The 23,424-nt window shown below is 42.4% G+C and carries 23 protein-coding genes and 1 pseudogene; 14 read left to right on the plus strand and 10 right to left on the minus strand.

The annotated features are described in order from the left end of the window. The first annotated feature begins 191 nt into the window (after nucleotides 1-191). Entirely contained in the window at nucleotides 192-800 is a 609-nt protein-coding gene (locus tag KNP92_RS15320; RefSeq protein ID WP_251136639.1) for a helix-turn-helix domain-containing protein, read from the plus strand. 132 nt (nucleotides 801-932) lie between these two features. After that, the gene (locus tag KNP92_RS15970; protein ID WP_214842066.1) at nucleotides 933-1,145 is read left to right on the plus strand and encodes a hypothetical protein; all 213 of its coding nucleotides are present in this window, start codon (nucleotides 933-935) and stop codon (nucleotides 1,143-1,145) included. Between the two features lie 702 nt (nucleotides 1,146-1,847). Here the strand turns inward: KNP92_RS15970 and KNP92_RS15330 are convergent. From KNP92_RS15330 to KNP92_RS15345, 4 genes are all read right to left on the minus strand, one after another. After that, nucleotides 1,848-3,050: an MFS transporter gene (locus KNP92_RS15330; RefSeq protein ID WP_251136640.1), complete on the minus strand. Its 1,203-nt coding sequence runs from the start codon at nucleotides 3,048-3,050 to the stop codon at nucleotides 1,848-1,850. Nucleotides 3,051-3,150: 100 nt separating this feature from the next. Beyond that, entirely contained in the window at nucleotides 3,151-3,564 is a 414-nt protein-coding gene (locus KNP92_RS15335; protein ID WP_147537577.1) for a universal stress protein, read from the minus strand. 14 nt (nucleotides 3,565-3,578) lie between these two features. Then, a complete protein-coding gene (locus KNP92_RS15340) occupies nucleotides 3,579-5,060 on the minus strand; it encodes a SulP family inorganic anion transporter (protein ID WP_147537575.1) in 1,482 nt (493 codons plus the stop codon). A gap of 294 nt (nucleotides 5,061-5,354) precedes the next feature. Further along, a complete protein-coding gene (locus KNP92_RS15345) occupies nucleotides 5,355-5,696 on the minus strand; it encodes a YolD-like family protein (protein WP_251136641.1) in 342 nt (113 codons plus the stop codon). 371 nt (nucleotides 5,697-6,067) lie between these two features. Between KNP92_RS15345 and KNP92_RS15350 the strand changes: the two genes are divergently transcribed. The 4 genes and pseudogenes from KNP92_RS15350 to KNP92_RS15365 form a co-directional block, all read left to right on the plus strand. Further along, nucleotides 6,068-6,523 carry a JAB domain-containing protein gene (locus KNP92_RS15350; RefSeq protein WP_214842069.1) on the plus strand — a complete coding sequence of 152 codons (456 nt, stop codon included), beginning with the start codon at nucleotides 6,068-6,070 and terminating at the stop codon, nucleotides 6,521-6,523. Nucleotides 6,524-6,913: 390 nt separating this feature from the next. Continuing rightward, nucleotides 6,914-7,120 (plus strand): hypothetical protein, encoded by a 207-nt coding sequence (locus tag KNP92_RS15355; protein WP_029596469.1) that lies wholly within the window; start codon nucleotides 6,914-6,916, stop codon nucleotides 7,118-7,120. Between the two features lie 160 nt (nucleotides 7,121-7,280). Next, nucleotides 7,281-7,664, plus strand: a complete 384-nt coding sequence (locus KNP92_RS15360) for a hypothetical protein (protein WP_214838273.1) — start codon at nucleotides 7,281-7,283, stop codon at nucleotides 7,662-7,664. A 194-nt stretch (nucleotides 7,665-7,858) separates the two neighbouring features. After that, nucleotides 7,859-7,987 (plus strand): annotated as a pseudogene (locus KNP92_RS15365) (ATP-binding protein); the annotation flags it as partial. A 378-nt stretch (nucleotides 7,988-8,365) separates the two neighbouring features. Here the strand turns inward: KNP92_RS15365 and KNP92_RS15370 are convergent. From KNP92_RS15370 to KNP92_RS15380, 3 genes are all read right to left on the minus strand, one after another. Then, entirely contained in the window at nucleotides 8,366-8,758 is a 393-nt protein-coding gene (locus KNP92_RS15370) for a FixH family protein (protein ID WP_214838277.1), read from the minus strand. A 770-nt stretch (nucleotides 8,759-9,528) separates the two neighbouring features. Beyond that, entirely contained in the window at nucleotides 9,529-10,866 is a 1,338-nt protein-coding gene (locus tag KNP92_RS15375; protein ID WP_029336183.1) for a murein hydrolase activator EnvC family protein, read from the minus strand. A gap of 307 nt (nucleotides 10,867-11,173) precedes the next feature. After that, complete coding sequence (locus tag KNP92_RS15380; protein ID WP_214838279.1) at nucleotides 11,174-12,715, minus strand: N-acetylmuramoyl-L-alanine amidase; 1,542 nt, start codon at nucleotides 12,713-12,715, stop codon at nucleotides 11,174-11,176. A gap of 384 nt (nucleotides 12,716-13,099) precedes the next feature. Here KNP92_RS15380 and KNP92_RS15385 point away from each other — a divergent pair, with 384 nt between their 5' ends. The 8 genes from KNP92_RS15385 to KNP92_RS15415 all read left to right on the plus strand — a co-directional run bounded on the left by KNP92_RS15385 (nucleotide 13,100) and on the right by KNP92_RS15415 (nucleotide 19,142). Then, complete coding sequence (locus tag KNP92_RS15385; RefSeq protein WP_214838283.1) at nucleotides 13,100-13,774, plus strand: thioredoxin domain-containing protein; 675 nt, start codon at nucleotides 13,100-13,102, stop codon at nucleotides 13,772-13,774. Continuing rightward, complete coding sequence (locus tag KNP92_RS15390; protein WP_029336179.1) at nucleotides 13,771-14,190, plus strand: disulfide oxidoreductase; 420 nt, start codon at nucleotides 13,771-13,773, stop codon at nucleotides 14,188-14,190. Before KNP92_RS15385 ends, KNP92_RS15390 begins: the two co-directional genes overlap by 4 nt. 429 nt (nucleotides 14,191-14,619) lie before the next feature. After that, nucleotides 14,620-14,958 carry an ArsR/SmtB family transcription factor gene (locus tag KNP92_RS15395; RefSeq protein WP_029336177.1) on the plus strand — a complete coding sequence of 113 codons (339 nt, stop codon included), beginning with the start codon at nucleotides 14,620-14,622 and terminating at the stop codon, nucleotides 14,956-14,958. A gap of 23 nt (nucleotides 14,959-14,981) precedes the next feature. After that, on the plus strand, nucleotides 14,982-15,923 hold the full coding sequence (locus KNP92_RS15400) for a cation diffusion facilitator family transporter (protein WP_029336176.1): 942 nt from the start codon (nucleotides 14,982-14,984) through the stop codon (nucleotides 15,921-15,923). Between the two features lie 124 nt (nucleotides 15,924-16,047). After that, complete coding sequence (locus KNP92_RS15405; protein WP_029336175.1) at nucleotides 16,048-16,863, plus strand: ZIP family metal transporter; 816 nt, start codon at nucleotides 16,048-16,050, stop codon at nucleotides 16,861-16,863. A gap of 282 nt (nucleotides 16,864-17,145) precedes the next feature. After that, complete coding sequence (locus KNP92_RS15830; protein WP_251136642.1) at nucleotides 17,146-17,382, plus strand: hypothetical protein; 237 nt, start codon at nucleotides 17,146-17,148, stop codon at nucleotides 17,380-17,382. A 3-nt stretch (nucleotides 17,383-17,385) separates the two neighbouring features. Beyond that, nucleotides 17,386-18,078, plus strand: coding sequence for an arsenic resistance protein (locus KNP92_RS15410; RefSeq protein WP_260564226.1), 693 nt, complete (start codon nucleotides 17,386-17,388; stop codon nucleotides 18,076-18,078). 212 nt (nucleotides 18,079-18,290) lie between these two features. Beyond that, entirely contained in the window at nucleotides 18,291-19,142 is an 852-nt protein-coding gene (locus KNP92_RS15415; protein ID WP_214762936.1) for a cation diffusion facilitator family transporter, read from the plus strand. Between the two features lie 497 nt (nucleotides 19,143-19,639). On the opposite strand, the gene KNP92_RS15420 is transcribed toward KNP92_RS15415, so the two are convergent. From KNP92_RS15420 to KNP92_RS15430, 3 genes are all read right to left on the minus strand, one after another. After that, nucleotides 19,640-22,060 carry a heavy metal translocating P-type ATPase gene (locus KNP92_RS15420; RefSeq protein ID WP_251136643.1) on the minus strand — a complete coding sequence of 807 codons (2,421 nt, stop codon included), beginning with the start codon at nucleotides 22,058-22,060 and terminating at the stop codon, nucleotides 19,640-19,642. Next, nucleotides 22,053-22,418: an ArsR/SmtB family transcription factor gene (locus KNP92_RS15425; RefSeq protein WP_034781981.1), complete on the minus strand. Its 366-nt coding sequence runs from the start codon at nucleotides 22,416-22,418 to the stop codon at nucleotides 22,053-22,055. The genes KNP92_RS15420 and KNP92_RS15425 overlap by 8 nt, the downstream gene beginning before the upstream one ends. A 79-nt stretch (nucleotides 22,419-22,497) precedes the next feature. After that, a complete protein-coding gene (locus KNP92_RS15430; RefSeq protein WP_034781986.1) occupies nucleotides 22,498-23,112 on the minus strand; it encodes a CadD family cadmium resistance transporter in 615 nt (204 codons plus the stop codon). Nucleotides 23,113-23,424 lie beyond the last annotated feature (312 nt).

Consider the following 23,424-nt stretch of genomic DNA (forward strand, 5'->3'; position numbering starts at 1 on the left):
GAAAGTCACTGAATTACCGCACACCGTTGGAGGCATTTTTGAGTCACCTGAATGGAGTCGATCTGTCTAGCTTAAATTGACAAACGGAAATTTCTAATCAATTCGAGATCGATTAACGTAACATCTTACTTTAATGCAATGTTCATGGTATTATTTAATGAAAGCATCATTGTGTTAAAGGGAGGTTTGGCATGTATACGATTGACGAAGCATTTGAAATCTTATCGAAGAACAAGCTCACAAGCCACAAGGAGACGGTCCGCAACTGGGTACGAAAAGGCGTGATCCAGGCAGAACCGCTCGAGTCGCGTAAAAAAGGCTATCGGATTAGTGAGGAGGCGCTCGAACAGTTCATCAAAGAACGGATGCCTGAAGGATGGGAGCTGTATCCAGAGTCGATGACAGGAGATTCACGAGATGTCGTCAAGAATGAAGAAGAGGCCCCGTATCACGTGGAAGTCGATGTAGAAGCGATCAAAGAGCGAGCCCGCGAGGAGATGTGGTACGAGCTTCTCGGCAAATTCGTCTTCGAGGACTACTTTGTCCTGAAGAAATCAGAGGTCAAGGCTGCGGTCGAGCATATGCGGTATTCAAAAGAGTTCGGAGCCGAGGTGTGGGAACGTTGCTCGAAGCACACGTGGGGTCACGCGACACCTCGAGTCCCGTACCTGCTCGATTACTTCATGTTCGAAGGAGAGCGGATTCCCTTCAACAAAGATTTCGTGGGAAGAGATGAACAGATCATCCACGCGTTGATCGAGAAAATTCGGCTTGATAAAGTGAATCGAAAACGTAAATGAACATAAAAAAAGACATTCTCTTAAAAATAGAGAATGTCTTTTTATACAATCATCATTGTTTTAATTTTTGGGTTGAAATCATTCCCCGACCATCCCGTCATTGTCGTTATCACGCATATAAGGATAAAGCCAATGGTCGCTCATTATCGGCATCGTGAAACCGGCGTCTTTCGCCTATTGAATCGTCACCTGACCGTCTTCATTCGTATCTCATCACCAGCAGGCTCGTTCGTGGCTGGGGATTCTAACTCACTTTCTGTGAGTGCCTCGTTCAACTCGTCCGGATTGACCTTGTCGAACGAGTCGGTAACCACATTTCTTTTGACCGTATATGTGTATTGGTAATGTGATGTAATATAAGTTTTCGTATCTAGATATGTGATGATCATTTTAAAGTCAATCGCGCCGCCGTCCTTACGGATAACATGTCACCTGTCGAGCTTACTGTATTCGACGCCTGAAACCTTAACGACCGTCTGACGTGACACGGATCAATTTACAATGCTCATTCGTGGACGCACAATACTCGCAATCCCCATATTTGATATCGACAGGTCCTTCTGTAATAGTCGCCGCACTTGATTCCGTGGTGCCCGGCTCGGACGTCTTGATGTTTTTCCTCTGTCGTAAGTATTTTTTCTGTGTTCTCTACTGTAGAGGAACTGCTCTATTGGGAACATCAGGAAAATAAAGGTATAGCTTGAGGTGCGGCTGAGTAAGTGAAATTCATTTCCTTTCTCTTTGAATGAATAGTTTCAGTATTACCAATTCTTTTATTTATCTGACTGTGAATCCAAGTTGTTTGAGACTCGTGTATATCCAATTTCATCATTAAGGACCTCTGTTCGTTTGCTTACTCATCAAATATAAAAAACGAACATTGATAAAAAGATGAGTTAATGGACAATTAAGACAAAATGAAAAGGACTATTTAAAGCCCTTTTCATTTTTTGTGAAAAGATAAACAAATATGTCTTTCTAACGTTCGTTATAAAGACATGTTTGTTCCGCTACTATGTCAGCTTTTTATAAAGAAACATTTTCGATTTAACGAATAGGTTTTTTAGCAAAAGATGCAGCGGTGATTCCGATGAGTGGGAAGATGAGCGAATACCAAATGATCATCTCATAGTTCCCGAACAGGTCGTAGGCGATCCCAAAGGGGAGTGGACCGACCGCAGAACCGAGCACCATGACAGACGTCGCCAACCCGCTGATGCTGCCGAGCGCGGCTCTACCGAAGTAATACGGCCAGACATAATTCAAGGCGATGCGCTCGAAACCGTTACTGATCCCCCAAATGACACCGAAGAGAATCGCCAGGGAGAACGTCGTCGTGTACTGCAAGACAACCATGAAGACGATCTCGGTCACGAAGATGCCGATCAGTACATAATTGATTTTCACGACGTCGATGATCCTTCCGGCGATGAACGTCACCGGGAAGCCGAGAACTGCCATCAAACTTAAGACGATTGCGGCCGTCACTGGGGGCAGACTCTGTTCTTCAAAAATGGAGATCAAGTGGAACGTAATCGCCGTGTTGACGAGCGCCGGGATCCCGATACACGATAGGATCAGCCAAAACGCCCGTGTTTTGAGCGCTTCTTTGAACGTGAAGTCGATGTCGACGTGAACCGGTGCGCCTGCCGACTTTGGACTCGGATGTGGGTTCGTCCCACCGTCCGGCAACAACCCCATATCCTCCGGTCGATTACGGACAAAGCGGTAAGCGAGCGGCGTGAACAAGACAAACACAAGGAGTCCCCACACTTGCCACGTCGTCTGCCAGCCGATCAAACCGACGAGCCAAACGTTGAGCGGAGGAAAGACAGCCGAACTCAAGAAACCACCAATCGCCATATAACTGAGCGCTTGCCCGCGTTTCGTGATGAACCATTGCGGAACGAGCGTGTTCGGAATGAGTGTCATCGAGCCTTGTCCAAATAAACGGAGCATCCAAATGCCGAAGAAGAGCATCGTCAAGTTCGTCACATAACTATTGAACAGACAGGCGACGGCTAAGAGAATCGATGCTAAGACCATCATGACGCGTTGCCCGAACCGGTCAATCAATCGACCGACGAAGAACAGACAGGCCGCTGAAGCGAGCGTCGCCGCCGAATAGATGCTCGACACTTCTGAACGCGACCAACCGAAGTCGGTTATGTATTGATCGATAAACACCGAGATAAAATACGTCTGACCGGGACCAGAGAAAAAGACGCCGAGCCCCGCGATCATGACCATGTACCATCCGTAGTATATTGTTTTCTGAGTTTCTTTCACACCATTCATCTCCTTTACACCGACAATAAAAAAAGCGCCACGAGACCCGTGGCGCTTTCAATCAACGAACGATAATCACAGGAGACAACGATCGTTTCGCAAGTTTGTGGCTGACGCTTCCTAATACGAACTCTTGGAACGTGTTCAATCCACGAGAGCCGACGACCACGAATTCAAATGGCTCATGGTTGGCATAATTGACGAGTTCGACGTCGGGTTCGCCCCGAAGTTCGATGTATTCATACTCAATGCCCGCCTTCGAAATGGCGTCGAAGAATCCTTGGAGTCGTTGCTTTCGTTTTGTTTCTAAATCAATCTTGCCTGTCGATTGAAGTGCACTTTCTTTCGACTCTTTTGGTGAGACCACATGGACGACATCGATTGATGAAGTTGTCAGCTTTGCTAACTCGATCGCTTTTTGTGTCGCCCGCATCGAATGATCCGACCCATCGATGGCTAAAAAGATTTTACTCATGATTATGCCCTCCCTTAGTGTCCTGCATTCGCTTCATGTTGGCGCAAGTGAAGCGCTAACGTGTTCAATAGTTTCTCAGAATCTTTATTCAGGTTCATTAGATTCGGCTCGATGCCAACAGATCTATACTTGAAGACAACCTTATCGATGGCTCCGATGGCAGAATCGTCCCATAGATGTGTGTTGGCGAAGTCGATACTGACTTCTTTAATGCCAGCTTCGACATCTTCATCGACTTCAAACTGATTGACGAAATCTGATGTCGAGGCAAAGAACAGCTGTCCGTTCACCTCGTAATGAACATGTTGCTCATCTTGACGCCGTTTAAGCTCGACACGAGAAATCTTAGCAGCAAATATGACAGCTGCCGTCACGATTCCAGCTATGACACCAATGGATAGGTCATGAGTGAGTACGGTCGCGAGTACGGTCGTCACCATGACGACCGAGTCAGATTTTTGACCTGTCTTGAGGGTCTTGAGCGACCCCCAGTCAAACGTCGCATACGACACGAAGAACATGACGCCGACGAGTGCTCCGACTGGGATGAGCATTAAAATGTTGCTCATCGTCATGATCATGATGAGAAGAGCGAGTCCGGCCGTAAATGTCGACAACCGGCCTCGTGCTCCTGACGAGACGTTGATGACGGATTGACCTATCATCGCGCAACCCGGCATCGCCCCGAAGAATCCAGCGATGATGTTGGCAACGCCTTGCCCTTTCGATTCACGGTTCTTATCTGAGTCTGTCCCTGTCATGTCGTCGACGATCTGTGCCGTCAACAATGACTCAATCAGGCCGACGAAAGCGAGTGATATCGAGTAAGGCAAGATGATCATGAGTGTTTCAAGCGTGAGCGGAATGTCCGGTAACAGGAACATCGGCAACGTCGCCGTGATCGTCCCCATATCTCCAATCGTCTTCGTCTCAAGACCCATGAAGAACACGAGCAATGTCATCGCGACAATCGCGACAAGTGGTGCCGGAATCGCCGATGTGATACGTGGGAAAATCAAGATGATCGCAAGCGAAACCGCTACGATCGACCACATGATCCACGTCTCCCCTTCAAACTGCGGGAGCTGAGCTTGGAAAATTAAGATGGCAAGGGCGTTAACGAAGCCTACCATGACCGCACGCGGGATGAACTTCATTAAACGAGCTATGCCAAGAAGACCAAGCGTAATTTGGATGAGACCAGCCAAAATCCCGGCAGCAAGCAAATACTGAAGTCCATAATCTTTTACAAGATCGACGACAAGGAGTACCATCGCGCCCGTTGCAGCCGAAATCATCGCCGGGCGTCCTCCTGTAATCGAAATGACCATCGCGATGATAAAGGACGCATATAGTCCTATCATCGGATTCAGTCCAGCGATAAGTGAGAAGGCGATCGCCTCCGGGATGAGTGCAAGGGCTACAACGATCCCTGCCATCACATCGGCACGGGGATTCCCGAGCCAGTCTTGTTTCAACGTATTCAATTTTTCCAAATGAACACACCTCTCTATAGATTTTTTAGTATTGATTTCTGACTCTCACAGAAATCAAAACCTTGAAATATATAAGGATATGTTCATCGTTCGTTCATAAGTTCACAACACCAAAGATGTTACCCTATCCAGAAGATGATGACAACTAATGAGTTTTATTTTTTTATATTCGTACTTCTGAAAATATTTCCTTGTTTCGAAGAGAATGGGGGAATCGCTTTTCTTTTTGGAATCAAAAAAGTCGAGGAGCGACACTTCGTTTCGCGACGCAGACTTCGAACAACCGCCAGGGCGTTAGTCCATTGATTGTTCCACGTGAATGATCGCCTCGAACGGCACATGGATAATACCGTCACGTTGATTGGCCAGTTCGACGGTCCGCTCCAAATAGTTCGTACGATGTACGAACCCCTTGAATCGCTTCATCTCCCGCTCCTCCACATATCTCACCTCCACCATATTCCCGCTAAAAATCGCGTCATTCAGCACATTCTCATAGACCGATAAGACCTGTTCATCGACATCGGGCATCTCAATCTTTTGGATTTCCTTATAGTACTTCGTCAGTAGCGCCTTGTGCTCGGGCATGAGGAACGGAATCCATTTCAGCTCACCCCGATCGCGATACATCGTCATCACAATCACTCCTTTTTATAAAACGAACACTTGTTCCTATTTTATACCTGATTTGTCCCGTTTGAACAGCCTTTTTCATGATTGTTGATCCCTGCGTCCTGTTTCCGTACTCTAGCTCGCTGGTCGTCGGTGCAAGGGACGTCAAAAAAATGACGCGCCCTCCGGCCCGTCTTCCTTCGCTTTAGGCTTAAAGCGAGGCTTTTCGCTCGTTGGCTACGGAAGCCAGGACCTCCGTTTGCTCTACGTATTTTTTTGAGGCTCTCCCTGCGGTCGCCCTTGCACCGTCTCCCGACGCTCGCTTCGTTCCCGTCAACAGGACGCACAACAGTGTTCGTTCTGAGGACAGCTTATCCGAAAGGGGACAAACCATCATGGAACTTACATCCATCATCGAGGTCATTCGTATCAAACAAGAGATTCGCGAGGAGATGGTCGCTCTCGAGCACGCCGTCATCCAATCACCGGACAGTGCCCGACAAATCGGGTCATCGTTCATCGGGGACGACGACCGTGAAGTGTTCCTCGTCATCATGCTCAATACGAAGAACCGGGTCATCGGCGTCCACCGGGCGCACGTCGGGAGCGTCAACTCGAGCGTCGTCCACCCACGGGAGGTCTTCAAATGCGCCATCTTGAACAACGCCTCGTGCCTCATCGTCTGTCATCAACACCCGAGCGGAGACCCGACCCCGAGCCGGGAGGACATCCTCGTCTCCGAACGGTTACACGAAGCAGGCGACCTCATCGGCATCCCGGTGCTCGACCATCTCATCCTCGGGTCGGACGAGTCGTACGTCAGCATGAAACAGCGAGGGTACATGGGTTGAACGGAATGGAGTGGGGCCGGGGGACCGGTCCCGGTCCGTCCGGTAAGGGCAAGGAAGAAAAACGTACGTTTTTCTTTGACTGGATGGGCGACTCGCGTTGCTCTCGCCTGGATCCATAGAGCGGGATCCGGAAAAGGGTCGTTTTCGCATGACGAAAACGAGATGGTTCGTGTGTGAAGATTGGACGTTGTTTTGGTCTGTCTCGTAAGAAGACTATTTGATGAAATGACAGAAGTGAAAACACGGTTTGTTTATTGAAAATGAGCATGTTTTCTAAACAAGCCCTAGGGCTTGTTTGAAACAACACCAGGGCTTACGTGAAATTAGGCGAGATGTTGTCTGCTTGGATGCGAGGTATCATGAGGCTATCAACAGGAGAGGAAGATTCAGATGGACAGTTACCAACTAGATCAACAGACGATGGACGAGATGACGGAGGTATTGCTTCGACGCCTTCCTGACCGGCTCCAAGAAGATTTTGACGACTTAAAACTTGTGAGCATGGATCTGCTTTGTGATGTTAAGGAAGGAGAGCGCTTGACCCACCTCACCGTCTTCTTCAATACCAATATGATTCGACGGAATCGTCGTACATAAGAAAAAGGAATGATTGTATACATGTAGATTTGTATACGTGTATACATGTATATGTGTATACAATTTTTAAAAGTCTTCATTTCTGTAGGTTTATGAACAAGGACTGAGCTGACTCTGGATGGGGAATCGGTCTTTAAAGGACCGGAAGGGGTGAGACGTGATGGACGAGGGGCTGCTTGATGACTATGCGTTTAAAGGATTGGATCCGTTTGTCCGGACGGTGTTTTCAGAACTGATGGAACATCCGGAATGGATGCGTGTCGTCGACAAGGAACATGGTGTCGAGAAGGTCGTCCGGTTCGATGACGGACGGAACTCGCCTTACTTCCGGGTGCTGATCTATCTGGATGCAGAAGAGCGTCCGATCAAGAAAGTGTATCTATACGGGACATGGGTGGTGGCGGATGGAGAAGTCAGCTTCGTCGTCTCAGAGCTATCCAAGGGTGTATTCGAATATGAAGTGATGCATGTCCATTGGCTCATCAAGTATCGGTTCAAAGATTGGGGCGTGTCTGAAGACGGGGCATGGGAGAAGGAATGGTGATCCGGGCTCATGCGTGAGCGTCTAACGCCAGGAGGCGAAGTCGCTCATCGCACCGCTGCCCCCCTGACGGCCCGGTAACAAGAGCTGCTGGCTCACCGCCGCATCTCTATGTTCCTGGCCCTTTCTAACGGGAGGCACGGAGCGTAAGGTAAAATCAAAAGCAAGAGCGTGGGCGCGTCTAACGCCACGCGGAGTGGCATTCGAATCTAGGACAGGCCCAAATCGCGGACGCAATTCTCGACAGGATTGTACACGACTCCTATAAAATCCTGGTCGATGGCGAAACCTCAATGAGGGAACACCACGGGCTAGGGATAAGCTAAGATCTTGGCCATCGATGAGTCGATGGCCTTTTTCTTCATATTGACTCGCTCAGTCGTCCGCACTAGTGGCTCTCTGTATCCGCAATACTCAGCAGGACAAAAAACGCATCCTTCGAGTTTTTGAGGATGCGTTTGAGCAATGTGACTCTATTTGACTCGCGTTTATATTCCTATATATAAGCATACAACTGATGGTAGTTTCCAAGGTGGAGCGACGGAATGGACGTATCAGACATTGGAGCGGAAAGGATATATCATAAAATTGGTATTTTTCGAGCATATATCACAAGGTTGATGTTGTCGCGCGATTCAATAAAAACGAGTTTTTTCATCATGGATTAGCTCGTCTATATTATTAATTGTAATAATTAAAATTTATTATTTTACTAATATTTCGTTTTTGGGCATAGAATGATAGCTTCTTGCTGTCGTATGTGAATATATAAAGTATTTACCGGGCTCTTCAAAAATATAAGAAATTACATACAGTCCGTCTTGTTGATAATTGGCTTCAATTTTTTCGTGTTGGCTTTCCTCTTGGCCTTCTTTCCATATCTCGAATTCAACTTTATCCGCATCGTCTACTTTCTCGTTTCTTTGAGAAACAGTTGCTATAAGTTCAATAACTTCGTTTGCTTTTACTATTTCAGGATCTGTTTTAAATTGTACATCAATTAATTCTGGAATCACTTCAGGTCCATTATTGCTTACTGTACTTCCACAACCAGATAATACTAACAAAACAATCAACAGTGAAAAAAACCTTGCCATCTTTTTTCTCTCCTTTAAACGATTTAATATTAACATACACGAAAATGTGATGTATTGATTATTACATTAAAAGTGACCTGATCATGCAATCTTATTAGCTATCGAGCATAGACCCCATGTCACTTTTAAGGTTCAAGACTTTATAGAGCGTCGTATGCTCGATTGGTTTACTTTTCTATATAAAAAATAAAGAAATGTACATTTTATATATTAAGTTCAATTTTATATATTAAGTTCAAAAGATATTAATTGAACTTAATCCAAAAAGTTGGATCATGAAATAGATCATCTGGTGACTTCGACAACCTAGGTTTGAATTTGGACCTTCATATCCGTAAATTTATCATCGACCGTTAGACACGGCCTTAGTAACCTAAGGTTCGTCTCGACGTATATTGCCAGTTGAAGGTCATCAAAGGAGAGAAGAGTCTGTACTTCAAGATTGAATCGATTAAAGATTGTCTACCCATCCATATCGTTTTTAATATCTACATAGTGAATGTGTATGTCGCACCTGAGATTGTATTCCCCAGGCACTCGTAGGGGGGTGGGGGCACGAACGAAAGCTCATCCTAACTTTCTGAAGTTTTTCTTGCGAGTCAGTTAGCGTTTGGTCACCGAGACTTTAAAAGCTTTCGGACATAAAAATCGCCCCATAAAAATTAGATTATCAGGTCCAACTTTTACGGGGCGTCTAATATTCTGTGGTCTAAATATTAAGTGATTTACTGAAGTAATTATATAGTGTTAAACAATTTCGCCTCTGAAATTCAGAAAAATTGGGATGGGTTGACTGTATTCCCTGCACTTGTAGCTGAGTACGAATAGTTTCCTCGATGGACTTCAAAGTGTAAATGAGAACCGGTCGAATTTCCGGTACTCCCCATCGCACCGATGTTCTGTCCTCGGGTCACACGTTGTCCGGCGGAAACGGACAATGAGCTCATGTGAGCATAAAGGGTAGTCCAAACTTGACCGCCTATGACATGCGTAATGATGACATGATTTCCATAAGGTCCACCCCAGCCTGCTCGAGTTACAGTTCCTGTTTGAGCAGCCATAATAGGAGTTCCTACTGGTCCAGCTGTATCTAGTGCATTATGGAAGCTGTAGCCATTGGCCCCGCCTGCTGGACCCCATCCTTGGGTTACGATACCTGAGGTTGGACGTTGAAAAACTCCGCCACTTGTTGGAGAAGCGAGTGAATCCGTAGTCTTTGAAGTGTTTACCACTTTCTCAGAGTTTGGTGATTTTTCGAGAGAGGCTTTATTCTCGCTGATTTCATTTTTTTCGGCACTTTTTGCTTCTGCAGCTTTACGCGCAGCCTCTTTGGTACGAATTTTAGCTTGTTCTTCAAGCCTTTGGGCTTCAATCTCTGCTTGAATTGATTTTTCTTGTTCTTGAAGCGTCGATTCCATTTGTTGCAAGCTTACCAATTTAGATGTGAACTGGATTTTTTCGGCCTCTAATTTTTTTATTTGAGCAGCCCGCACTTTAATTTTGCCGTTCAATTTTTTCTGACTATTCTCTAGCTCTTCTTTTTGACTAATAAGCTTATCTTTTTCAGTGTCCAATTCAGCTTTAGCAATTTGAAGCTTATTTTTTGTTGATTGATATTCTTTGAAAAGTTCTTGATCATTTTCTTGAATCGTCCCTGCGGTGATCATGCGTGAAACCAGATCACCAAAGTCTTTTGAACCAAAAATAAATTCAGCCCAGTTTATAGAAGAACCACCGTTTTTTTGCATCGTGACCATGCGTTCTTCCATCAATGTCTTTTGAGAGCTCATTTTTTTCTGGAATTCTTTAATTTGAGTTTGAATCTGAGCAATTTTCTTTTGGGTTGTCCGAATTTCAGCCTTCTTCTGGGTGACCTCATTGATAATATCCTGTAACTCGGATTCCAAGTCATTCAGTTTCTGTTCTTCGAGTGTGATATCTTGTTCACGCTGCTGAATTGACGTATTAGCTTTACGTTGCTCTGTAGAATTTTGCGCTTGCTTCTGCTGGATATTTTTTTGTTTTTCAGTCAAGTTTAAAGCGTAAGAAGGGGATGCGCTTTGAACTAACATAACACCAAGTAAAGTTGAAGCTATAATTTTTTTCATGGTAAACAATGTTGTTGCCTCCGTAACTTATCTCTATTATAAAAAATGCGTTGCTGGATAAAAGTATTCGTATCATGATTAAAACTCGAACCGGAATCATTGTATCAATATTACTTCACCATCTATATTTCTATTTCTTTTCATTTCTATGTCAGTTGTTCTTTTGAGTTTATTGTCATTCGAGTATATCAAGAGAAATACTTATAATGCCATTTTGATGAGGAAATGAATGATGACCACTGAATTTAGGACATTTTGTCTCAAATTCAGTGGTCAAATCGTTTGTTAGTATTTGTTTGGTGTTTATTTAGTAGTAACTCTTCATAAATTTATCAATTCCTTTGGCGGTTGCTTTGATCATGTTACTTCCCGACATATAGGAGCGATCTACTGAGTTAGCAATAAAGCCATATTCGATGAGAGTAGAAGGTACCGTGTTTCTTCCTACCACATAGACATCTTGTCGCTTAACGCCTCGATTTTTAAAATCTGGAACGTTCATGGCGATTTCTTGATTAATTACTTCACCTAATCTGCGGCTAGCGTTCGCATATGGATTTGTGGTGTACGCGCTAGAAGTAGGGACGAGTGCTTCATGACCTGTAGCGAAAGAAGGTGAAGAATTAATGTGGACGCTTATGAAAGCGTCAGCATCAAGCCTTTCTGATAGATTGGTCCGCTCAACAAGTGACAAGTATCTATCATTTGAGCGCGTTAGTTTCACTTCATAAAGCTCATAGTTTTTCTTTAGTTCGTCGGCCACACGATTAGCAATGTTTAGGGTGAGTACTTTTTCTTGAACTGTACCGTTTGAAGTCACTGCACCAGCATCTCCCCCACCGTGTCCAGCGTCAATTAAAATCACGTGTTTGTTAGCTGGAATCACCGGTGATTTTATAGGAGTTTTTCCGGTAAATGGTTGCACAAAACCAGATGATACGTAACCGACTTGATTGTTATATCGCACCTTGTACCAACTGGCGCTTTTCGATATGACAGAAATCGAAGTGCCTGAGGGAATTGTTGTCAAAATAGATCCGTAACGACTCGCTTGGTTACGTAAATTAAGATTTTCGATAGTAATATATGTTGGATAAGTGGATAAAGAATCCCCCGGTGCCACTTGCACTATATAATGTCGAGCAGGTGTGAATCCTGTAATACCGTTATACATAACTTTTAACCAAGAACCCGTTGTGCCCGATTTTCCTAGTACAGTCACTTCAGTAGATGCTGGAATCGTAATAAGGACCTTTGAGTTCACTAAAGACATGCTTGAGCGAATCTCGGTCGTTTGCTTACTTCGTGACTTCATAGCCGAGGGCGATATGGTTACATACTGACTTGCTACATAGCCTTGAGTCCCATTGTATGATACTTTATACCAAGGGCCTGAGGCAGCATGGTACATTAGTGGGCTGGACTTTGGGATAGTCATTAAAACGGGTGATTTGACAGATGGGCCCTTACGCAGATTTAGTGACGTTTTAGTTTTATATATTGTGTTTATTGAACTGACTGAATTTTTAGGTATAGGTTTTGGGGTCACGTACTTCGTTGAGACATAACCGATTTTTGAATTGAATGAAACTTTAAACCAGGATTTATCTTCTCCATATACACCTATCTTCTTAATGGTTTTTCCTTTTGGAATCGTCAAAAGGACATTGCTTTTTGAAGAGAACGAGGAACGCAAATTCAAATTTTCAGTTGTTACGAATAGAGATTCCTCTGCATGTACGACTTTTAGGACGTTAACACTAGTTAAAAGCTTAAAGGGAGAGAAAAAAGAAGTTAATAAAGCCAAGGAAATTACTAAGCTTATTCGAAATTTATGTTTAGACTTCATAATAGACTCCTCATATGTAGTTTTTTTGGTTGTAAAGACCCATGAATGGTTTTTTACTATCTGTATGGTACTTATCCTTTAAATATTAGTCATTCTATGCAACGATTATTGGCTTTCGTCTATCTACAGTTAAAAGTTTTCTTGCCCTGTTTTAAAATGCACTATTATTAAGGGAAATAGACGTATTTTAAGAAATAAATTGGCCCTCCTTTCATCTGCATAAAAGTTTAGTTGCATGAATGTGTTAGAATGTAACTTGTTTGACTCATAGATTTCGTTTTTAGAAGTCCATGGATTCAATGTTGAAAAACTAAGGATACTCTAGTATTTTTAGCTATAATTCTTATAAAAGAAATAACGAATTTATAAAAGAGGTGAATTGTTTTGAAAACTAATCAACTATTGACTATTTTTACATCCGTAATAGTAATTGCAGTCTTAGCTTTTTTATTTTTAAATGATCAAAGTTCCGAAAAATCAAAGACTAAAATTGTTCAAGATGAAAAGATATCAGTTAATAATCAACCTACAATAGGTAAAAAGGAAGCGCCGATATCAATTGTAGAATTCGGAGACTATAAATGTCCTTCGTGTAAAGAGTGGGGTGAAACAATCTATCCTCAACTTGTAAAAGATTACATTGAAAGTGGGAAAGCTTCCTTTAGTTACATTAATGTTTTGTTTCACGGAGATGAGTCCACTTTAGCTGCCCTTGCATCAGAATCTGTTTACAAAAATCACCCAGAATCATTTTGGCAATTTCACAAAGCTATTTATGAAGCTCAACCTGACGTTCAAATACACGATGATCCATGGGTTACGGTGGAGAAAATGGAAGAGATTGCGACGAAGACTGTCCCTTCTCTAGATTTAAATAAATTTAGAGAAGACCTATCAAGTCGTTCTTCTAGATTAGAATCAGTTAAAATGGATGCGGCGCTCGTAGAAAAATACAATGTTACGCTGACCCCGACGATTGCAGTTAATGGGGTCATCCTTGAATATCCATTCGACTATACCTCTATAAAAAAACAAATTGAAAAGGAGCTAACCCAATGAGCGCTTCAGTAATAAATCGATATGGACTGTACCTCGCCTGGGTTGTTTCAATTACTGCAGTACTTGGAAGTCTATATTTTAGCGAAATTCGTGGTTTTATACCTTGTGAACTCTGTTGGATTCAACGAATCTTTATGTACCCAATAGCTTTGATTCTTGCAATTGCAGTTTTCAGAGAAGATAGCTCAATCAAATTTTATGTTCTCCCTTTATCAATAATCGGATTCTGTATCTCTTTTTACCACTATCTTGTACAAAAGGTGCCCGGCTTTTCGGAAGTCAGACCATGTGAACAAGGAGTTTCCTGTAATGCACAGTACATTGACTGGATGGGTTTTATCACAATTCCGTTTTTAGCGTTGACCGCCTTTTTTCTGATTACAGTCATTCTTGGACGAATCAGTACCAAACAGTAGTTTTTGATTTGGATTTGAAAAATGAAGAACTAATTGTATCAAATTGGTATGCTTACTAAAAAACAGCTTTGATTTAGAAAAACATGAAAAGCTTTTTGAAGTTGGAAAATAGATTAGACAATACCCAGTAAATAATTCAATTGACGTTTTTCTTAAAACGTTAGTGTACTATATTGTTTTTTTGAAAAAGCGTGACTACCTATCGAGTATGAGATCTAACTAGCTCTCTAATAGGTAGTTTTTGTATGGCTAAAAATAAGAAATAATCGCAAAACCAGAGAAAGTATCTCAAATCTTCAAGTATGTAGAGCTGATAGAATAAATGTTTTTTAAATTAAGTGTTGACGGCACAGCAAAAGTTTAATAAGTTATACATGAACATATGAACATATTAACATGTATAGTTATCATGAGCGGAGGTACTGACTTATGGATGAACCGATTGAAGATACTACAGAAAATGAAATAGAAATAGGGGCGCAGATTGACGATGAGACTCTATTTATTGTATCTCAGACGTTCAAGGCACTTAGTGACCCGACAAGAATTAAAATATTAACCCTGCTATGCACAAAGGAACATTCGGTCAACGGAATAGCTGATCTTCTTAACTTAAGTCAATCAAACGTGTCTCATCAGCTACGTTTTTTAAAAAATCTTCGACTTGTCAAGTTTAGAAGAGAAGGAACTACTCTATTTTATTCAGAAGATGATCACCATGTCATGAACTTACTAAGACAGGCGATTGAGCATGCGAAACACCACTAAATATAGTAAGGAGAGTTAATCTTATGGCACATAATCATGCACATGATCATTCTCATACCTCTAACAAAAAGATTTTGATCATTTCATTCTTTATTATTTCGGCATACATGGTTGTAGAGGCGATTGGAGGGTACCTTACAAATAGCTTAGCACTTTTAGCGGACGCAGGTCACATGCTTAGTGATGCGGCTTCGCTCGCTATTGCATTACTTGCCTTTAAATTAGGTGAACAAATAGCGAACAATCGTAAAACGTTCGGATATAGACGCTTCGAGATTCTAGCAGCTGTTTTAAACGGGGTCACACTCATACTGATTTCCATATATATCTTTTATGAGGCCATCAATCGATTTATTCAACCACCTGAGGTCGCATCCGTAGGAATGTTAATTGTTAGCAGTATTGGCCTTGCTATAAACCTTCTTGTTGGATGGATTATGTTAAGAGGTGCAGACGTAGAACATAATTTGAATATGCGAGGTGCTTATCTACATGTTGTAAGCGATACGTTGGGTTCAGTCGGTGCAATACTGGCAGCGCTTCTTATCATGGCATTTGGATGGAACTGGGCAGATCCGCTCGCAGGAATCATTGTAGCGGGACTTGTTTTACGAAGTGGTTACTTCGTGACGAAATCCGGATTGAACGTATTAATGGAAGGTGCACCACAAAACGTTGATGTCGAAAAGGTTCTTCAAGTCATTCACAACAAGGAGGGGGTACGGAGTATACACGACTTTCATCTTTGGAGTATCACAAGTGGAATGAATGCGCTCTCATGTCATGTTGTCGTTGATGGTAATTTACAAATCTATGACAGTGAGAATCTACTTCAAGAAATTGAACACGATTTAGCACATCTGAACGTTCAACACTCTACGATTCAATTCGAAACTCTTTCTCATCCTCACAGCGATGAATTGCTTTGCAAACTGAAGGTAGGGGAAGTAGTACATCAACATTAAAAAAATCACCTGTTGAGTAGGATTGACAATCAAGAGGAGGAGACAGCAATGCTGATTTTGGATAATAGTTACTTAATTTTGAGCATGTATAGAAACTCGATTTTTGGCAACGGAGTTTTGATAGATGATTGAATATATTTCTTCGTTAGAACCCCTTACTCAAGCATTGCTGGGTACTTTATTCACTTGGGGGATGACGGCGCTTGGTGCCGCGTTAGTGTTTATGACAAAATCAATGAATCAAAAGCTAATGGATGGGATGCTCGGTTTTGCTGGAGGAGTAATGATTGCCGCTAGTTTTTGGTCATTACTCTCACCTGCAATTGAGATGGCGGAACAAGATTCTCTTCCGGCGTGGTTACCAGCTGCAATCGGTTTCTTACTTGGAGGATTCTTTTTATCAGGTGTTGATAAAGTGATTCCACATCTGCATCCCACTTCACCGATGGATGAGGCTGAGGGTATAAACCCTAAGAAGAGAAAGCGGAGCACGTTACTGGTGTTAGCAATAACATTGCATAATATTCCAGAGGGACTTGCCATAGGCGTTGCATTTGGAGCAGTTGCAGCAGGATTCCCTTCATCATCAATCACGGGAGCTATCGCGCTGGCAATCGGAATCGGCATACAAAATTTCCCTGAGGGTGCTGCTGTGTCAATGCCATTGAGACGAGATGGATTATCTCGTCGTAAAAGTTTTTTCTATGGCCAGTTATCTGGTATGGTTGAACCGTTCGCGGCGTTGGTAGGAGTAGTAGCAGTACTCATAATGGAGCCTTTACTTCCGTTTGCGCTAAGCTTTGCTGCAGGAGCAATGATTTTTGTTGTAGTGGAGGAGGTAGTCCCAGGATCTCAAGAAAATGGAAACAAGGACTTGGCTTCTGTTTGTTTAATGTTTGGCTTTACAATCATGATGATTTTAGATGTGGCTTTAGGCTAAAATAATTATTTTTTTAATGGTTATCACTTTATTTTTTGACTGATATATATTCAAGATACTAACTATATTCGGAAGTGTAAATAATGAGCCTTAATTATATTTACTTTCAGTCGGTATTTTTACTGTTGGATAAATAAAAATACTAGAAGAAAAAATATAAAACCTCTTGCCCTGGCAATTAAAATCGTGGAGTTATCTATTTCATTCTGAAATTTCCTGAAAATTTTGGGGGTGATTTTGATAGAGAAGGAAAGCAAATTCGGAATTCAAGTGCTAGAGAAGGTGGAAGCCCACCAAGTCAGTATATACATCATTTTTTTGATGTTGGCAGTAATCTTTGGTCTATTGAATACAGAAGCTGTATATCTCGATATTTTTATTTCTCCCCTTTTAGGAGTTTTGATGTATGGGATGTTCGTTCAAATTCCGTTTCTGAAATCGAATGGATCTGCTACAAACATGAGGTTTGTGGTAGCTCTTTTATTAGGAAATTTTGTTGCCGTTCCTTTAATAGTTTAGGTTTTGGTTATCATATTTCTTCAAGATTCATCACTAATGCTGGGGGTGTATTTGGTGTTGTTAACACCGTGCATCGACTATGTGATTGTTTTTACAAAGATGGGAAAGGGAAACGAATCAATATTGTTAAAAGTAACACCGATTCTTTTAATTTTACAGACGATATTCTTACCCATATATTTATTCGTATTATTAGGAGAAAAGGCTATTAGTATCGTTAGGATGGGTCCATTTCTAGATGCATTTCTATTTTTGATTTTTATACCGCTTCTATTAGCGATAATGACACAATTGTGTTCTAAAAAGAGTTCTTTAGGTAATCGTATCATGAAAATGCCGCCATGGATTCCCGTTCCATTTATGTCTTTTGTACTTTTTGTGGTAGTTGCCTCTCAAATTAGGGAAGTGTATAGTGACCTCGGGACATTAATAGATGTAATACCAGTTTATATTTTATTTCTACTTATCATACCATGGGTGTCAAAGTCCCTTGGTAAGTTGTTCAAACTAGATATTGCTTCAAGAAGAGCAATTACATTTAGTATGGGAACAAGGAATTCACTTGTAGTTCTTCCATTAGCATCTATATTACCAGAGCCCCTATCAACACAAGTAGCTGTAGTGATCATTTTACAGACCGTTACCGAATTGTTCGGAGAAGTCTTATATATAAAATTAGTGCCTAAATGGTTCTAACAAATTAGATACATGTATTTAATTTCGCTTTCAAAAATTACGTCCTTCGATTGTTTATTAAAATATTAAGAACTGCGCTTAAGTTCTCAAGTATGCGTTGTTTACAATCAATAGGCAAAGAAATTTATTATATTGCAGAACGCTAGAGACCAGTATTATTCTAACAACTAACCTTTTTAAGGATGGACTACCAAGTGAGGAGAGATCGAACAATGGCGAGTACTGATAAGGCATCAAAAAATATCAAACTAGCATTTATAATTAATCTTGTTTTCTCGATTGGTGAATTTATCGGGGGATTTTTGATTAATAGTGTTGCAATCATGTCGGACGCCATTCACGATTTAGGTGATGCTCTTGCATTGGGCCTGTCCTGGTTCTTACAAAAATTTTCGAACAAAAAACCCGATCATAACTTCACTTTTGGATATAATCGTTTTTCCCTTTTAGGAGCATTAATAAATGCGACAATATTAATAATTGGATCTGTATATATTTTTACTCAAGCAATTCCTCTACTGTTTGAACCGGAGCATTCTAATGCACAAGGAATGATTTGGTTTGCAATTTTTGGTGTGCTTTTAAATGGTTTTGCGGCATTCCGTCTACACAAAGGAAAATCAGTAAATGAGGGAGTACTATCTTGGCACCTTTTAGAAGATGTTTTAGGTTGGATTGCCGTTCTTGTAGTAGGGATAGTTTTACTCTTCAAGGATATACATATACTTGACCCCATCCTATCAATTGCTATTGCGTTGTTTATATTAGTGAATGTGTTTCGTAATTTAGTTAAAACAATGAAAATACTTTTAGGTGCTGTCCCTGATGGTATTGACATCGATGAGGTGAAGCAAAAGATTGAAGGTATTGAAGAAGTGATTTCTGTTCAAAACCTATATGTCTGGTCAATTGATGGCGAAGATAACGCCATGAATTTACACTTAATAGTAGAAGAGATGAATCTAAAGGATTCAACTATTGTTAAACAAAAAGTCAAAGAAGTGACTTCAAAACTAGATGTTAAACATTCTACAATAGAGTTAGAATCAAAAAAACACAACTAAAGAAATAAGTCATCCTTGCACCAAATCCACACTGAGGTTCGACATATGAGTAAAAATTCTATACTTCATACCGTCTGATACCAATAAATACTTTTCTACGTGCAAGGAAACTGAATATCGAATGAGGGTATATTTAGAAACCCCCTCATTCGTTTTTTTTTTGAACACTATCGAAATTTCGTCTCTTAAAATAGGATGTATTCGAATGAATGAATGATTCCAAAACGAACGTTCAAATATTTAGATTTAATTGTCATAGTTTAGTAGACCTATCGACCGGATTTTCTTTCCATACTTCGGAGAATATTCCGGTCAATGAATAAGGTTCGGCCTCGATTAAAACTGTCTGATGATAAAAAAGCTGACAATGAAACCTAAAAAGATGACTCGGGAACAATACCGAAGTCATCTTAAAGCCGTCTTAAAAAACAGAGATCATTTATTTTTATCATACCCAGTACAAATTCGAGGATATAAAAATGAATATTTTTGTTTTTTTATTCTTTGACATTCATCAGTCTTAAACTGTTCAGTGCTACCAGAAGAGTTGCCCCCATATCGGACATAATAGCTATCCATAGGGTGAGCCAGCCCGGGATGACCAAGAGTAATGCAATCGCTTTGATACTGATAGCGAACGCGATGTTCACTTTGATAATATTTAGGGATTTTCGGCTCAATTTTATCGTAAACGGTAGTTTGCTCAAATCGTCGCCCATCAGGGCGACATCTGCTGTTTCCAAAGCGGTATCCGTTCCAGCACCACCCATGGCAATTCCAACAGTAGAGGCAGCGAGTGCCGGAGCGTCATTTACGCCGTCCCCGACCATCGCGACATTGTCGTACTCAGCTCGCAAGCGTTTAATGACATTTAATTTATCCTCTGGCATCAATTCTGCCTGGATTTCGTTGACGCCGACCTGCTGGCCGATGGCCTGACCGGTCCCTTTGTTGTCGCCCGTCAGCATGATTGTCTTCTTGATGCCCATTTGATGCAGCTTCTGGATGACTTCCTTGCTGGATTCACGGACTTCATCCGCCACGGCAATGACCGCGAGGATAGTTTGTTCCGTTCCGATGATCATGGCTGTCTTGCCCTGATTTTGAAGGGCTGTTACATTTTGTTCCAAGTTCTCATCGGCACTTGCGGCGCCCAGCTCGTTGAAGAGGATCGGGCTGCCGATATAGTACGTGGTTCCTTCGACGGTTCCTTTAATCCCTTTGCCGGTAATGGATGAGAAGTCCTCGACCAAGACCGAAGAATAAGAAATATTTTCTGCATCCGCTTTTTTCATGATGGCCGAAGCAAGGGGATGCTGTGAGCGGTACTCCAGTGCTGTGACGATAGAAAGCAGCTCTTTTTCACTGATTCCCTTGTTCAGCACTTCAAAGTCCGTGACAACCGGAACCCCTTTGGTCAAGGTGCCGGTCTTGTCAAACGCGATGGCTTTCAGCGCGCCCATTTCTTCCAAATACACGCCGCCTTTTACCAAAACGCCTTTTTTCGCTGCGTTCCCGATAGCAGATACAATCGAAATCGGAGTCGAAATGACCAAAGCACACGGGCAGCCTACGACTAGCACAGCCAATCCTTGGTAGACCCAGGTTTCCCAGCTGGCATCAAACAGAAGGGGAGGAACGATGGCTACAAGCGCAGCAACGACCATGATAATCGGTGTATAATATTTGGCAAATTTATCGACAAACGCCTGCGAAGGAGCCCGTTCGCCTTGTGCTTCCTCAACCAGGTGGATGATTTTCGCAATGGTTGTGTCTTCAACCAACTTCGTGACTTTGACTTCGAGCAAGCCTTCTTCATTCAGCGTGCCCGCGAAGACGTCATCGTTCACCGTTTTGGCGACCGGCACGGATTCCCCGGTGATCGCCGCCTGATTGACCGCCGAATAGCCGTTGGTCACCGTGCCGTCCATGGCAATCTTCTGTCCGGGTCTGACAATCATGGTGTCGCCCACCACAATGTCGTCCACCGAAATCAGCTGTTCCTGGCCATTCCGCCGGACGAGTGCTTCTTTCGGGGCAATGTCCATCAACGAACGGATGGATTGGCGGGCACGGTCCATGGAATAGCGTTCCAGTGCTTCACTGATCGCAAAGAGGATGACCACGATAGACGCTTCCGCCCATTCGCCGATAAAAGCCGCCCCGATGACGGCAACGGTCATGAGGGTTTTCATGTCGAAATCCAGGCGTATTAAATTCTGGAAACCGACTTTGAAGAGCGAGTACCCACCAATGACAATGGCTGCCACGAATAGGAGGGAGGTTATCAAATTTTCTTCTCCATTAACGTACTGGGAAATGTACCCGAAAACGATCAACAGGGTGGAGTAGAGCAAAGTGCTATGTTTTTGGTAGAACGGCACGTTGTCCTCTTTTTTGACTGTCACTTTTTCGGCTTCCGTTTTCGAACCAGCTGGCCGACCTGTAATTTCAGGAGCGACCTTCAGGTTTTCAAACGCCCCGGCTTTCTCCAATTCTTCGACGGTGGCTGCCCCGTAAACGGAAATCTTTGAAGCGCCGAAATTCACTTTGGCATCTTGGACACCGGGAAGCTGCTTGACGTTGTTCTCGAATTTCCCGGCGCAGTTGGCGCAGGTAAAGCCTTCGACCCGGAAAACGTTTTTGTCCTCTTTAGCCACGTTCACTTCCGGGAGCGACTGACGTTTCGGTTTTTCCGGTGCTACTTTCAAATTCTCGAAAGCGCCAGCTTTTTCCAGTTCCTCGACCGTTGCTTCGCCGTAAACGGAAATTTTCGAAGCGCCGAAATTCACTTTCGCATCCTCAACACCGGAAAGGTTTTTGACGTTCTTCTCGAATTTTCCGGCACAGTTGGCGCACGAAAATCCTTCCACACGGTAGACTGTTTTTTCTTCTTCTATCTTTGCTTTCTCAACCAACTTCAACAACCCCCTTCTGATGAGCGAAGGCCACTTGAACCAGATGTTTCACATGTGCATCATCCAACGAATAATAGACCAATTTGCCTTCTTTGCGGTATTTCGCCAACCCCATATTTTTTAACAGGCGCAGGTGGTAGGAAGCCGTCGCTGTAGAAGAGCCGATGATATTGGCGACGTCGCAAACACAGAGTTTGTCCTCCAGCGATAAGGCATAAGCGATTTTGATTCTCGTATCGTCGGACAATGCCTTGAAAATTTTCGCGACTTCCAACGGATTTTGCTCTGCAAGCTGTTGCTGGACTCGCACAACTTTTTCTTCGTCCACACACAAAATTTCGCATGTATCTTTGCTCATTTCATTTTCCTCTTTTCATCAAATAAATAGGTTGCAGTAAGTTTTTCTTCTATAGGAACAGAGCATGTGAAAAATCATTTCAGCTCACCAGTCTCCAAAGGAATCGAAAGGTTCCGTTCTCCATCATGATCAAGATGCCGAGTCCGATGAAGACAATCGGTACAATCCAGCGTTCCCATTTCTCAATCGTTTCAGAGACCGACTTAACGGATGCCAAACGGTAACTAAGGTAACACAAAATCGCGACCATGACGGCAAAGACAATAAGCATCACAACGGTTTCACTCAGATTCAAAGTTGAGAAATAGGGTATGTAGACGCCGATGTTGTCGCCGCCAGCCGCCAATGTAATGACTGTGACGGTTACAAACAAGCGATTGGATTTTCCGGAAGATAATCGGGACAGGATATCCTCTTCGTCGTTTTCTTCTTCCTCTTTAAACCACACTTTGATTCCTAGGTAAATCGGAATGAGTCCGAGCAACCCGACCCAATGTTCCGGAACGAAGGTAAGACCGGATGCAGCCAATAGACTGACACCAACCAATAGGGCTGTCCCCAAATACTGGCCGATGACAATGGATTTTAATTGGCCGGATTTTTTGGTCTGTGAAAACAAAATCAATAATATGATGACGTAATCAATGCTTGTTGCAATATAAGCTGCAATGGCGGAAAAAATAGTGGATATCAACATCACCAACTCCTTTGTAAATCCGAGCTTTAACGAATACTTTACTGTTAGTTAAACATTCAAATGAATGTTTGATTAAAGCAAGTGTATAAATATTTCGCTGGATTGTCAATCAAATGTTCAAACGAATGTTTAAATGTTATGTTTTACACGCTAAAACCTGTAGGAAAGGGAAACAATAAATACAGAATAAGCTTTTAAGGGTTCCACCAGATAAAGGTTTACATATGAGATATTATCGGAAGAGAGGAAGCCCAAAAGCTTCTTCTCTTTTCTACTTAAATTCAATTAACACAAAAAAGTTTTCAAAAA

Source organism: Exiguobacterium sp. s122 (assembly GCF_018618475.1).
Taxonomy (GTDB): domain Bacteria; phylum Bacillota; class Bacilli; order Exiguobacteriales; family Exiguobacteriaceae; genus Exiguobacterium; species Exiguobacterium himgiriensis.

Coding starts and splice junctions, on each gene's coding strand:
- KNP92_RS15320 (WP_251136639.1), top strand. CDS start 192: ATGTATACGATTGACGAAGCATTTGAAATCTTATCGAAGAACAAGCTC.
- KNP92_RS15970 (WP_214842066.1), top strand. CDS start 933: ATGGTCGCTCATTATCGGCATCGTGAAACCGGCGTCTTTCGCCTATTG.
- KNP92_RS15330 (WP_251136640.1), bottom strand. CDS start 3,050: ATGGTCATGATCGCGGGGCTCGGCGTCTTTTTCTCTGGTCCCGGTCAG.
- KNP92_RS15335 (WP_147537577.1), bottom strand. CDS start 3,564: ATGAGTAAAATCTTTTTAGCCATCGATGGGTCGGATCATTCGATGCGG.
- KNP92_RS15345 (WP_251136641.1), bottom strand. CDS start 5,696: ATGACGATGTATCGCGATCGGGGTGAGCTGAAATGGATTCCGTTCCTC.
- KNP92_RS15350 (WP_214842069.1), top strand. CDS start 6,068: ATGGAACTTACATCCATCATCGAGGTCATTCGTATCAAACAAGAGATT.
- KNP92_RS15355 (WP_029596469.1), top strand. CDS start 6,914: ATGGACAGTTACCAACTAGATCAACAGACGATGGACGAGATGACGGAG.
- KNP92_RS15360 (WP_214838273.1), top strand. CDS start 7,281: ATGGACGAGGGGCTGCTTGATGACTATGCGTTTAAAGGATTGGATCCG.
- KNP92_RS15370 (WP_214838277.1), bottom strand. CDS start 8,758: ATGGCAAGGTTTTTTTCACTGTTGATTGTTTTGTTAGTATTATCTGGT.
- KNP92_RS15375 (WP_029336183.1), bottom strand. CDS start 10,866: ATGAAAAAAATTATAGCTTCAACTTTACTTGGTGTTATGTTAGTTCAA.
- KNP92_RS15380 (WP_214838279.1), bottom strand. CDS start 12,715: ATGAAGTCTAAACATAAATTTCGAATAAGCTTAGTAATTTCCTTGGCT.
- KNP92_RS15390 (WP_029336179.1), top strand. CDS start 13,771: ATGAGCGCTTCAGTAATAAATCGATATGGACTGTACCTCGCCTGGGTT.
- KNP92_RS15395 (WP_029336177.1), top strand. CDS start 14,620: ATGGATGAACCGATTGAAGATACTACAGAAAATGAAATAGAAATAGGG.
- KNP92_RS15400 (WP_029336176.1), top strand. CDS start 14,982: ATGGCACATAATCATGCACATGATCATTCTCATACCTCTAACAAAAAG.
- KNP92_RS15405 (WP_029336175.1), top strand. CDS start 16,048: ATGATTGAATATATTTCTTCGTTAGAACCCCTTACTCAAGCATTGCTG.
- KNP92_RS15415 (WP_214762936.1), top strand. CDS start 18,291: ATGGCGAGTACTGATAAGGCATCAAAAAATATCAAACTAGCATTTATA.
- KNP92_RS15425 (WP_034781981.1), bottom strand. CDS start 22,418: ATGAGCAAAGATACATGCGAAATTTTGTGTGTGGACGAAGAAAAAGTT.